The sequence below is a fragment of the Streptomyces sp. BK208 genome (genome assembly GCF_004364245.1).
GTDB lineage: Bacteria > Actinomycetota > Actinomycetes > Streptomycetales > Streptomycetaceae > Streptomyces.
The window spans coordinates 38,599-50,968 of sequence record NZ_SOAV01000009.1 but is presented as its reverse complement, the minus strand read 5'-3'; the positions used below and the strand labels follow the sequence as shown (position 1 = coordinate 50,968).

8 protein-coding genes are annotated in these 12,370 nt (G+C 70.6%); 7 read left to right on the top strand and 1 reads right to left on the bottom strand.

Features of this window, described 5'->3' with window-relative positions:
• Positions 1 to 46: 46 nt before the first annotated feature.
• Positions 47 to 2,503: a DEAD/DEAH box helicase gene (locus EV562_RS22255; RefSeq protein WP_166661946.1), complete on the bottom strand. Its 2,457-nt coding sequence runs from the start codon at positions 2,501 to 2,503 to the stop codon at positions 47 to 49.
• An 82-nt stretch (positions 2,504 to 2,585) separates the two neighbouring features.
• Here EV562_RS22255 and bldG point away from each other — a divergent pair, with 82 nt between their 5' ends.
• The 7 genes from bldG (at position 2,586) to topA (ending at position 12,254) form a co-directional block, all read left to right on the top strand.
• On the top strand, positions 2,586 to 2,927 hold the full coding sequence (gene bldG, locus EV562_RS22250) for an anti-sigma factor antagonist BldG (RefSeq protein ID WP_003975386.1): 342 nt from the start codon (positions 2,586 to 2,588) through the stop codon (positions 2,925 to 2,927).
• Positions 2,928 to 3,037: 110 nt separating this feature from the next.
• Positions 3,038 to 3,469 (top strand): ATP-binding protein, encoded by a 432-nt coding sequence (locus EV562_RS22245; RefSeq protein ID WP_133888604.1) that lies wholly within the window; start codon positions 3,038 to 3,040, stop codon positions 3,467 to 3,469.
• A gap of 363 nt (positions 3,470 to 3,832) precedes the next feature.
• Positions 3,833 to 6,253, top strand: a complete 2,421-nt coding sequence (locus EV562_RS22240; protein WP_133888603.1) for a sodium-translocating pyrophosphatase — start codon at positions 3,833 to 3,835, stop codon at positions 6,251 to 6,253.
• Positions 6,254 to 6,481: 228 nt separating this feature from the next.
• Positions 6,482 to 7,072 carry a small secreted protein gene (locus tag EV562_RS22235; RefSeq protein WP_133888602.1) on the top strand — a complete coding sequence of 197 codons (591 nt, stop codon included), beginning with the start codon at positions 6,482 to 6,484 and terminating at the stop codon, positions 7,070 to 7,072.
• A 98-nt stretch (positions 7,073 to 7,170) separates the two neighbouring features.
• A complete protein-coding gene (locus EV562_RS22230; protein WP_133888601.1) occupies positions 7,171 to 8,688 on the top strand; it encodes a class I SAM-dependent methyltransferase in 1,518 nt (505 codons plus the stop codon).
• A 253-nt stretch (positions 8,689 to 8,941) separates the two neighbouring features.
• Positions 8,942 to 9,139, top strand: a complete 198-nt coding sequence (locus EV562_RS22225) for a hypothetical protein (protein ID WP_133888600.1) — start codon at positions 8,942 to 8,944, stop codon at positions 9,137 to 9,139.
• A gap of 268 nt (positions 9,140 to 9,407) precedes the next feature.
• Entirely contained in the window at positions 9,408 to 12,254 is a 2,847-nt protein-coding gene (topA, locus tag EV562_RS22220; RefSeq protein WP_133888599.1) for a type I DNA topoisomerase, read from the top strand.
• The last annotated feature ends 116 nt before the right edge of the window (positions 12,255 to 12,370 follow it).

The window sequence follows — 12,370 nt, the reverse complement described above, 5'->3', positions numbered from 1 at the left end:
CCCACGGGCCGTGCGGCCTATCTCTCCCCATGGGCCGCGGCGCGGCCTACCCCGCCTCCGCGGCGCCGCGCAGCAGCACCGTGAGGAGCCGTACCGCTCCCCGCTTGTGCAGCGGATCGTTGCCGTTGCCGCACTTGGGGGACTGGATGCAGGACGGGCAGCCGGCCTCGCACTCGCAGGACGCGATGGCCTCCCGGGTGGCCGTCAGCCAGTCGCGGGCCGTGTGGAAGGCGCGCTCGGCGAACCCCGCGCCGCCGGGGTGGCCGTCGTACACGAAGACCGTCGGCAGCAGGGTGTCCGGGTGCAGGGGGACCGACACGCCGCCGATGTCCCAGCGGTCGCAGGTGGCGAACAGCGGCAGCATGCCGATCGAGGCGTGTTCGGCGGCGTGCAGGGCACCGCCGAGGATCTCCGGGTTGATCCGGGCCGCGTCCAGTTGGTCCTCGGTGACCGTCCACCACACCGCCCGTGTGCGCAGCGTCCGGGGAGGGAGGTCGAGCTTCGTCTCCCCCAGGACCTCGCCGGTGATCAGGCGCCGGCGCAGGAAGGAGACCACTTGGTTGGTGACCTCGACCGAGCCGTAGCAGAGCCGCCCGTCGCCCCAGGGGACCTCCAGGTCGGTCTCCAGGACGGAGATCGCCGTCGTGTCGCGGGCGACCGTCGAGTAGGCGGGGGTGGCCTGCTCGACCAGCGCGACGGAGTCCTCCAGGTCGAGGGTGCGCACCAGGTAGGTGCGTCCCTGGTGGAGGTGGACGGCGCCCTCGTGGACGGTCGTGTGGGCGGCACCGGCGTCGACCGTGCCCAGCAGCCGGCCCGTGCCGGACTCGACGACCTGGACCGGGCGCCCGCCCTCTCCGCGGATGTCCGTCAGGTCGGCGGCCCGCTCACGGCGGGTCCAGTGCCAGGCCCGGGTGCGCCGGCGCAGCAGCTTCGCCGCCTCCAGCTGGGGCAGCAGCTCCTCGCAGGCGGGACCGAAGAGCTTCAGGTCCTCCTCCGTCAGGGGCAGTTCGGCAGCCGCCGCGCACAGGTGGGGGGCGAGGACGTACGGGTTGTCGGGGTCGAGGACCGTGGACTCCACCGGCCGGTCGAACAGGGCCTCCGGGTGGTGGACGAGGAACGTGTCCAGCGGGTCGTCCCGGGCGACCAGCACGGCCAGCGCCCCCTGACCGGCCCGGCCCGCCCGGCCCGCCTGCTGCCACAGGGACGCCCGCGTGCCCGGATAACCCGCGATCACCACGGCGTCCAGGCCGGAGATGTCCAGACCGAGCTCCAGGGCGTTCGTCGCCGCGAGACCGAGGAGGTCACCAGAGTGCAGGGCGCGTTCCAGAGCGCGGCGCTCCTCGGGGAGGTAGCCGCCGCGGTACGCGGCCACGCGTCCGGCCAGGGAGCGGTCGACCTCGGCCAGTCGTTCCTTGGCGATCACCGAGATCAGTTCGGCGCCGCGCCGGGACCGTACGAAGGTGATCGAACGCATGCCCTGCACGGTGAGGTCGGTGAGCAGGTCGGCGGCTTCGGCGGTGGCCGTGCGGCGGACGGGTGCGCCCTTCTCGCCCTCCAGCTCGGTCAGCGGCGGCTCCCACAGGGCGAACACCAGTTCGCCGCGCGGTGACGCGTCGTCGGCGACCTCGACCACCGGGAGCCCGGTGAGCCGGCGGGCCGCCACCGACGGCTCGGCGGCGGTGGCGGAGGCGAGCAGGAACACGGGCGACGCGCCGTAGCGGGCACACAGTCTGCGCAGTCTGCGCAGCACCTGGGCGACGTGGGAGCCGAAGACGCCGCGGTAGGTGTGGCACTCGTCGATGACGACGTACTTCAGCGCCTTCAGGAACGACGACCAGCGGGGGTGGGAGGGCAGGATGCCGCGGTGCAGCATGTCCGGGTTGGTCAGGACGTACGTCCCGTACTGGCGGATCCACTCGCGTTCCTCGAACGGCGTGTCGCCGTCGTAGACCGCGGCCCGGACAGATGTGCCAAGAGGGTGTGAAAATTCCTTCACCGCCCGGCACTGGTCGGCCGCCAGCGCCTTGGTGGGAGCCAGGTAGAGGGCGGTGGCGCCGCGCCCGTTCGGAGCCTCGGAGCCGTCCACGAGGGTCGACAGGACCGGCACCAGATAGGCCAGGGACTTGCCGGAGGCGGTACCCGTGGCGACGACCACCGAGTCGCCGTCCAGGGCGTGCTCGGCGACGCGTGCCTGGTGGGCCCAGGGGTGCTCGATGCCCGCGGCCCGCACCGCCGCCAGGACCTCCGGTCGAATCCGGTCCGGCCAGCGGGCATGACGGCCCGGACGTGGGGGCAAGTGCTCCGTATGAGTGATGCGCGCAGCCCGGCTCGGTCCCGCGGCGAGCCGGTTCAGGAGCATGACCGGTTCCGGCCGGGAGCCGGGCTCCGCCGGGGATCGATCGGGTCGGTGATTCTTGGCCATCGGCACCGAGTCTGTCACTGGCGTGACGGACAATGGGACCAAGGCGTCGTGCACGCCTGCCGGTAAGTGATTGAATGCCATCGCGGCTGGCGAACCGTCCTGGGGGCTTCAAGCCGAGGTGTCCCGAGGGACGACCGCTCGATAGCAAGGTGCTGGAGGATCCGTGGACCTGTCCCTGTCGACCCGTACCGTCGGCGATCGTACGGTCGTCGAGGTCGGTGGCGAAATTGACGTATACACCGCGCCCAAGCTGCGTGAGCAGCTGGTCGAGCTCGTGAACGACGGGAGTTTCCACCTCGTCGTCGACATGGAGGGCGTGGACTTCCTCGACTCCACAGGGCTCGGCGTGCTGGTGGGTGGACTGAAGCGTGTGCGTGCCCATGAGGGCTCGCTGCGGCTGGTCTGCAACCAGGAGCGCATTCTCAAGATCTTCCGTATCACCGGCCTCACCAAGGTGTTCCCCATTCACACCTCGGTCGAGGAAGCGGTGGCGGCCACCGACTGACGACCGGCTCCGGGCCTGTGGGGCCCGGAGCGGCAAGTACAACGAGGGGGGTCCAGGCTGTACGGCGGCCCGGACCCCCGAAAGCACGCCCGTAGTTCCGAGGGGGATGCATGGCCACCGTCGAGCTCCGCTTCAGCGCGCTGCCCGAGCACGTCCGGACCGCCCGTCTGGTGGCGGCCGCGGTGGCGCGCAGGGCCGGAGTGGACGAGGCCGTCCTCGACGAGGTCAGGCTCGCCGTGGGCGAGGCCTGCACCCGGGCCGTGGGCCTGCATCAGCACGTCGGCATCACGGCGCCGGTCAAGGTGTCGCTGATCGAGGAGGAGAAGCAGTTCTCCATCGAGGTCGGTGACGAGGCGCCGCACGCCGTCCCCGGGGTCAAGACCTCGGGGGATGCCGCCGACGAGCTGGAGGCCGAGGAGGACGAGATGGGCCTCGCGGTCATCAGCGGACTCGTCGACGACGTGGAGGTCTCGGCGGACGAGGACGGCGGGCTGATCCGCATGACCTGGCCGACCGCGCCGGCGGTACTGCCGCCGGTCTGATCTCCGCTGCCCCGGCTGCACCCCCGTATCACCCGCGTCACCCGAAGGGCCCCACCTGGTGGGGCCCTTCGGCATGCGCGGACATACATTGGCGTCGTGCGGATGTCGAGTGAATTCATTCACGATCAATCACGCGACATTCGACCGGCGAGCAGTTCACTGATCGGATCGCTAAAGGGATCATCAAAGGGATCACTAAAGGGATCAAGGATCGGATCGCATTAATGGCGGAGGGGCATTACTACTTCCGGCGTCCGTGTGGTTGACAGGTCAATTCGCTTTGTCGTGCACTGTTTTGATCAGCTTCCGGTACCTACAATCCCGTCCACATCTTGAGCTCAGCCCAAGCGTCAAGGAGGACGAATGGCGGAGCTTTCCACCTCTCATCAGTTGGGCCCCCATCAACTGGGTGATCCCTCCCACCTCGCGGCCGCCGTGCTGACCGACGGAAACCGCGCCCTGATCGCGGTCATCGCGGTCGTCGCACTGGCCGCACTGGTCCTCGCGGGCGTCCTGGTGCGCCAGGTGCTCGCGGCGGGCGAGGGAACCGACAGCATGAAGAAGATCGCGGCGGCCGTGCAGGAAGGTGCGAACGCCTACCTGGCACGGCAACTGCGCACGCTCGGCGTATTCGCCGTCGTGGTGTTCTTCCTGCTCATGCTGCTGCCCGCGGACGACTGGAATCAACGGGCCGGACGTTCGATCTTCTTTCTGATCGGCGCGGCGTTCTCGGCGGCCACCGGATATATCGGCATGTGGCTCGCCGTACGCAGCAACGTGCGCGTCGCCGCGGCGGCCCGGGAAGCGACACCGGCGCCCGGAGAACCGGAAAAGGATCTCACTCTCGTCTCGCACAGAGCGACGAAGATCGCGTTCCGCACGGGCGGCGTCGTCGGCATGTTCACGGTGGGGCTCGGCCTGCTGGGCGCCTGCTGCGTGGTGCTGGTGTACGCGGCCGACGCGCCGAAGGTCCTGGAGGGATTCGGCCTCGGTGCCGCGCTGATCGCGATGTTCATGCGGGTCGGCGGCGGCATCTTCACCAAGGCCGCCGACGTCGGCGCCGACCTGGTCGGTAAGGTCGAGCAGGGCATTCCGGAGGACGATCCGCGCAACGCCGCGACCATCGCGGACAACGTGGGCGACAACGTCGGCGACTGTGCGGGCATGGCGGCCGACCTCTTCGAGTCCTACGCCGTCACCCTGGTGGCCGCGTTGATCCTCGGCAAGGTGGCCTTCGGCGACTCCGGTCTGGCGTTCCCGCTGCTGGTCCCGGCGATCGGCGTGCTCACCGCCATGATCGGCATCTTCGCGGTGGCGCCCCGGCGCTCCGACCGCAGCGGCATGAGCGCGATCAACCGGGGCTTCTTCATCTCCGCGGTGATCTCGCTGGTGCTGGTGGCGGTCGCCGTCTTCGTCTACCTGCCCGGCTCGTACGCCGACCTGGACGGTGTAACGGACGCCGCGATCGCGGGCAAGAGCGGCGACCCGCGGATCCTGGCGCTGGTCGCGGTGGCGATCGGCATCGTGCTCGCCGCCGTGATCCAGCAGCTCACCGGCTACTTCACCGAGACCACCAGGCGTCCCGTCAGGGACATCGGCAAGACCTCGCTCACCGGTCCCGCCACCGTCGTCCTCGCCGGTATCTCGCTCGGTCTCGAATCGGCCGTCTACACCGCCTTGTTGATCGGCCTCGGCGTCTACGGGGCCTTCCTGCTCGGCGGAACGTCGATCATGCTGGCGCTGTTCGCGGTGGCGCTGGCCGGCACCGGCCTGCTCACCACGGTCGGCGTGATCGTCGCCATGGACACCTTCGGGCCGGTCTCCGACAACGCGCAGGGCATCGCCGAGATGTCCGGCGACGTCGAGGGCGCCGGTGCGCAGGTGCTCACGGACCTGGACGCGGTCGGCAACACCACCAAGGCCATCACCAAGGGCATCGCCATCGCCACCGCGGTCCTCGCGGCGGCGGCCCTGTTCGGGTCGTACCGCGACGCCATCACCACCGGCGCGGCGGACGTGGGCGAGAAGCTCAGCGGCGAGGGCGCGCCGATGAACCTGATGATGGACATCTCGCAGCCCAACAACCTCGTCGGGCTCATCGCCGGGGCGGCGGTCGTCTTCCTCTTCTCGGGGCTGGCGATCAACGCGGTGTCCCGGTCGGCGGGCGCGGTGGTCTTCGAGGTGCGCCGGCAGTTCCGGGAGCGGCCCGGAATCATGGACTACAGCGAGAAACCCGAGTACGGCAAGGTCGTCGACATCTGCACCAGGGACGCCCTGCGGGAACTCGCCACGCCCGGGCTGCTCGCCGTGATGGCGCCCATCTTCATCGGGTTCACGCTCGGCGTGGGAGCGCTCGGCGCGTTCCTGGCGGGCGCGATCGGCGCGGGCACGCTGATGGCGGTCTTCCTCGCGAACTCCGGCGGCGCCTGGGACAACGCCAAGAAGCTGGTCGAGGACGGGCACCACGGCGGCAAGGGCAGCGAGGCCCACGCCGCCACCGTCATCGGCGACACGGTCGGCGACCCCTTCAAGGACACCGCGGGACCGGCCATCAACCCGCTGCTGAAGGTCATGAACCTGGTGGCGCTGCTCATCGCTCCCGCGGTCATCAAGTTCTCCTACGGAGCCGACAAGAGCATCGGCGTACGGGTGCTGATCGCCGTCGTCGCGTTCCTGGTCATCGCGGCGGCGGTCTACGTGTCCAAGCGGCGCGGCATCGCGATGGGCGACGACGGTGACGCGGACCAGGAGCCCAAGTCGGCCGATCCGGCGGTGGTTTCGTAGACCCGGTCCGGGCACCCGCCGCCTGGCTCGGTTCGGGAGGGGGCGCAAGGTGCGGGCGGGCGGCGCGTGTTGGCGCGCTGCCCGCCCGTTCCGCGTGTACGCACCCTGTCCATCGTGAGCCTTCTCTCCCTTGTTCTCCCTTGGTGCAAATGGCTTCAATACGGTCTTAACGGATGTTCGTCGGGTGGATGTAACCCATCCGGCGTGTATGTTCCGGGGCCGAGAGCCATGGAAGGGACAGATCCGGTGAACAAGAAGCTCGGGGTCGCACTGTCCGGCGGTGCGGTACTGGTACTGGCGCTGACGGGATGCGGCGGCAGCGACGACAACGAGAAGCTGGACTCCTGGGCCAAGGAGGTCTGCGAGGGTGTCCAGCCGCAGGCCAAGAAGATCGAGGCGGCCAACGCGGCGATCCAGAAGGAGACCTCGGACAACAGCACTCCCGCCGAGGTCCGGAAGACCGACGCGAAGGCGTTCCAGGACATGTCCGACGCCTACAAGGCGATGGGGGCCACCGTCCAGAAGGCCGGCCCCCCGGACGTCGACGACGGTGAGAAGAAGCAGAAGGACGCCGTCACCGAGCTGAACGGCCTCTCCTCCTCCTATGCCTCCCTGCGCAAGCAGGTGGAGGACCTCAACACCAAGGACCAGGCCGAGTTCGCCGACGGCCTCAAGGACATCGCCACCGAGCTGAACAAGCTCAGCAAGAGCGGCAGCGACGCGCTGAAGACCCTGGAGGAGGGCGACGTCGGCAAGGCGATGGCCAAGCAGGCCAGCTGCAAGTCGGCCTCGGTGACGCCCTCGGCCACCGAGGGCTGACGGGGCCGGGGGCCGACAGGCCCGACGCCTGACGCCCGACGCCTGACGCCTGACGCAGACACGGGGCGGGGTGCGGACCGCCGGGTCACAATGGGTGTGTGAGTAACGCCAGCCTGTCCCCCCTGCCCTCCGCCGACCGCCCCGACGTCACCGCCCGGTTGCGGGACGCCCTGCTCGAGGCGTCCTTCACCGCCGACGGACTGCTGGAGCTGCTCGGCGCGCCCGCCTACGCGGCGCTGTCGCGCAGCGAGACCGTGCCCGCGCTCCGGGCGACCCGCGGCGACACGCCGCTCGAACTGCTCGTGCGGCTGTTTCTGCTCCAGCAACCCGCCTCCTACGCGCGCGTGGCGGACGTGCTGCCCGTCGACGCCTGCCTGGAGAGCGGATGGCTCGACCGCGTGGGCGACGACGAGGTGGTGGCGACCGTGGACGTACGGCCCTACGGCGGGCCCGGTGGCGAGGACTGGTTCATCGTCTCCGACCTCGGCTGCGCGGTCGGCGGCGCCGGCGGCATCGGCAACCACGCCGAGGGCGTCGTCCTGGGAGTCGGTGGCGCCTCCACCACCCTGGCGGGCCTCACCGTGCGTACGCCCGTCTCCGCCGCCCTCGACCTCGGCACCGGCTCCGGCATCCAGGCACTGCACGCCGCCGCGCACGCCACGCGCGTGACGGCCACCGACGTCAATCCGCGCGCGCTGCACATCACCGCGCTCACCCTGGCCCTGTCCGGAGCCCCGGCCGCCGACCTGCGCGAGGGCTCCCTCTACGAGCCGGTCGCCGACGACGAGACGTACGACCTGATCGTCTCCAACCCGCCGTTCGTGATCTCACCTGGCGCCCGTCTCACCTACCGCGACGGCGGGATGGGCGGGGACGATCTGTGCCGCTCGCTCGTTCAGCAGACGGGGGAGCGTCTGAACGAGGGCGGGTTCGCGCACTTCCTCGCCAACTGGCAGCACGTGGAGGGGGAGGAGTGGACGGACCGGCTGCGCTCCTGGGTGCCGCGCGGCTGCGACGCCTGGATCGTGCAGCGCGAGGTGCAGGACGTCACCCAGTACGCCGAGCTGTGGCTGCGGGACGCGGGCGACCACCGCGGTGACCCGGCCGACTACCAGGCGCGCTACGACGCGTGGCTGGACGAGTTCGAGGCCCGCAAGGTCAGGGCCGTCGGCTTCGGCTGGATCACGCTGCGCCGGACCGGGGCCGCCGAGCCCTCGGTCGTCGCCGAGGAGTGGCCGCACCCGATCGAGCAGCCGCTCGGCGAGACCGTGCGCGCCCACTTCGACCGCGTCGACTACCTGCGCTCCCACGACGACGCCGCCCTGCTGGAGGCGCACTTCGCGCTCGCCGGCGAGGTCGTCCAGGAACAGGTCGGGCTGCCCGGCGCCGAGGACCCGGAGCACGTCGTCCTGCGCCAGAACCGCGGCATGCGCCGGGCGACCCGGGTCGACACCGTCGGTGCCGGCTTCGCGGGCGTCTGCGACGGCACCATGAGCGCCGGCCGCATCCTGGACGCCATCGCCCAGCTGGTCGGCGAGGACCCGGTGGCCCTGCGCGACCGCACGCCCGCGCAGATCCGCCTGCTGGTGGAGCAGGGCTTCCTCGAACCGGCGTAGCGGAAGGCGCGTCTCCCGGCGTGGGTGCGCACACCCAATTCTTTTTCCCGGCCGCCCACGTCGGCCGCCCCGGCCGCTCACGCGAGCCGCCCGCACCGCCAGCCCCGCCGACGGGCGGCGAACCGGCCACGACCGACGGCGCCCGGCGGGCCGTCGGCTCCCCGTTCACCTCGGGTTCGCCCGGCCGCCGCCCGCGCGTGACAGCCTCCCCGAGGCTGGATGCGCGCGGGCGGTAGAAAAGGGGCACAGGGCCATGGAGAGCGGACCGGCGATCTTCGCGGGACTGGTGTTCGCCCTGTTCGGGGCCGGGCTGCTGGTGTGGATCGCGACACGGGTGCGGCACGGCCGGCCCGTCGCGCTCGGTGTGAGCCCCGTCGCATCGGCGACCGTCGCGAGCGTCGCCGCCGTGGTCGCGCTGGCCGTCGGGGCCTGGTGCCTGACGCAGGTGTGAGAGGCCGGATCCGGGCCCCGGCCGCAGCGCCCCTGGGTAACCGGGGGGTCGCGCTCCGGATGCACGGGCCGGGGCAGGTGGGCACTCCGGGCGGCAGGAACACGGTTCGTCGGGTTACCGTTCGAGTGGCCGTTGCGGGCTTTTCCCGTTTGACACGGGGGCGGGAGGTACCGTCACACTCCGCAGCGTCACGATCGAAACACCGCACGACCCGACCCGGGACCACGCCCTGGGAAGGCCCCAGCGTCGACCGGAGAGAAGAGCGAAGTTGTCCCCGACCAGCGAGACCGCGAACGGCGGCCGCCGACTCGTCATCGTCGAGTCGCCTGCCAAGGCGAAGACGATCAAGGGCTATCTCGGCCCTGGCTACGTCGTCGAGGCGAGCGTCGGGCACATCCGTGACCTTCCGAGCGGCGCGGCGGAGGTGCCGGAGAAGTACACCGGCGAGGTCCGCCGCCTCGGAGTGGATGTCGACCACGACTTCCAGCCCATCTACGTGGTCAACGCGGACAAGAAGTCCCAGGTCAAGAAGCTCAAGGACCTGCTGAAGGAGTCCGACGAGCTCTTCCTCGCCACCGATGAGGACCGCGAGGGCGAGGCCATCGCCTGGCACCTCCAGGAAGTCCTCAAGCCGAAGATCCCGGTCAAGCGCATGGTGTTCCACGAGATCACCAAGGACGCGATCCGCGCCGCCGTCGCCAACCCGCGCGAGCTGAACCAGAAGCTCGTCGACGCCCAGGAGACCCGCCGCATCCTCGACCGCCTCTACGGCTACGAGGTCTCGCCGGTCCTGTGGAAGAAGGTCATGCCGCGCCTGTCGGCCGGCCGCGTCCAGTCCGTCGCCACCCGGCTCGTCGTCGAGCGGGAACGCGAGCGCATGGCGTTCCGCTCCGCCGAGTACTGGGACCTCACCGGCACCTTCGCGACCGGCCGCGCGGGAGACGCCTCGGACCCGTCGTCGCTGGTCGCCCGCCTCCAGACGGTCGACGGACGGCGTGTCGCACAGGGCCGCGACTTCGACTCCCTGGGGCAGCTCAAGAGCGCGAACACCCTCCACCTCGACGAGGCGAACGCCCGCGCGCTCGCCGCCGCGCTGGAGAACACCCGCTTCGCCGTCCGCTCCGTCGAGTCCAAGCCGTACCGCCGCTCGCCGTACGCCCCGTTCCGTACGACGACGATGCAGCAGGAGGCGAGCCGCAAGCTCGGCTTCGGTGCCAAGGCGACGATGCAGATCGCCCAGAAGCTGTACGAGAACGGCTACATCACCTACATGCGTACGGACTCGACGACCCTGAGCGACACGGCGGTCCGCGCCGCCCGCGCCCAGGTCACGCAGCTGTACGGAGCCGACTACCTGCCGCCCCAGCCGCGGACGTACGCCGGCAAGGTGAAGAACGCCCAGGAGGCGCACGAGGCGATCCGTCCCTCGGGTGACCGTTTCCGCACGCCCGCCGAGACCGGCCTGACCGGCGACCAGTTCAAGCTGTACGAGCTGATCTGGAAGCGGACCGTCGCCTCCCAGATGAAGGACGCGACCGGCAACAGCGTCACCGTCAAGATCGGCGGCGCCGCCTCCGACGGCCGGGACGTCGAGTTCAGCGCCTCCGGCAAGACCATCACCTTCCACGGCTTCCTCAAGGCCTACGTCGAGGGCGCCGACGACCCGAACGCCGAGCTGGACGACCGCGAGCGCCGGCTGCCGCAGGTCGCCGAGGGCGACGCGCTGACGGCCGAGCAGATCACGGTCGACGGCCACGCCACCAAGCCCCCGGCCCGTTACACCGAGGCGTCGCTGGTCAAGGAGCTGGAAGAGCGCGAGATCGGCCGCCCGTCGACGTACGCGTCGATCATCGGCACCATCCTGGACCGCGGCTACGTCTTCAAGAAGGGCACGGCCCTCGTCCCGTCCTTCCTCTCCTTCGCCGTGGTCAACCTCCTGGAGAAGCACTTCGGGCGGCTCGTCGACTACGACTTCACCGCCAAGATGGAGGACGACCTCGACGCCATCGCCCGTGGCGAGGCCCAGTCGGTGCCGTGGCTGCGGCGCTTCTACTTCGGCGAGGGCGACGGCGCGGGAGGCGGCGGCGCGGCCGACGCGGGCAACGGCGACGGCGACCACCTCGGCGGCCTCAAGGAACTGGTGACCGACCTCGGCGCGATCGACGCGCGCGAGGTGTCGTCCTTCCCCGTCGGCAACGACATCGTGCTGCGCGTCGGACGCTACGGCCCCTACGTCGAGCGCGGCGAGAAGGACGCCGAGAACCACCAGCGCGCCGACGTCCCCGAGGACCTGGCCCCGGACGAGCTGTCCGTGGAGCTGGCGGAGGAGCTGCTCGCCAAGCCCAGCGGCGACTTCGAGCTGGGCACCGACCCGGCCACCGGCCACGCCATCGTCGCCAAGGACGGCCGCTACGGCCCGTACGTCACCGAGGTGCTCCCCGAGGGCACCCCGAAGACCGGCAAGAACGCCGTGAAGCCGCGCACCGCCTCCCTCTTCAAGTCGATGTCCCTGGACACGGTGACGCTCGACGACGCCCTGCGGCTGATGTCGCTGCCGCGCGTCGTCGGCACCGACGCGGAGGGCGTCGAGATCACCGCGCAGAACGGCCGCTACGGCCCGTACCTGAAGAAGGGCACGGACTCGCGGTCCCTCCAGACCGAGGAGCAGCTCTTCGACATCACGCTGGAGGAGGCGCTGGCGATCTACGCCCAGCCCAAGCAGCGTGGCCGGGCCGCGGCCAAGCCGCCGCTGAAGGAGCTGGGCACCGACCCGGTCAGCGAGAAGCCGGTCGTGGTCAAGGACGGCCGCTTCGGCCCGTACGTCACCGACGGCGAGACCAACGCGACCCTGCGCTCCGGCGACAGCGTCGAGGAGATCACGCCCGAGCGGGGCTACGAGCTGCTCGCGGAGAAGCGCGCCAAGGGACCCGCCAAGAAGACGGCGAAGAAGGCCGTGAAGAAGACGGCCGCCAAGAAGGCCCCGGCCAAGAAGGCGACGGCGACCAAGAAGACGGCCGCCGCCAAGACCACCACGGCCAAGAAGACCGCCGCCAAGAGCACGACGAAGAAGACGGCAGCCAAGAAGGCGACCGCCTCGAAGACGTCGGAGGACTGAGCCCCGCTCAGAACCCGGGCGCGGCCGGGCGCCGCGCCCCCTCCACCGCTCTACGCGTTCTTCGCGAAACGAACGCCCCGGCATCAATTCGGTGTCGGGGCGTGCGTACGTTCGGC

Coding starts and splice junctions, on each gene's coding strand:
- EV562_RS22245 (WP_133888604.1), top strand. CDS start 3,038: ATGGCCACCGTCGAGCTCCGCTTCAGCGCGCTGCCCGAGCACGTCCGG.
- EV562_RS22225 (WP_133888600.1), top strand. CDS start 8,942: ATGGAGAGCGGACCGGCGATCTTCGCGGGACTGGTGTTCGCCCTGTTC.
- EV562_RS22235 (WP_133888602.1), top strand. CDS start 6,482: ATGGAAGGGACAGATCCGGTGAACAAGAAGCTCGGGGTCGCACTGTCC.
- EV562_RS22255 (WP_166661946.1), bottom strand. CDS start 2,503: ATGGCATTCAATCACTTACCGGCAGGCGTGCACGACGCCTTGGTCCCA.
- EV562_RS22240 (WP_133888603.1), top strand. CDS start 3,833: ATGGCGGAGCTTTCCACCTCTCATCAGTTGGGCCCCCATCAACTGGGT.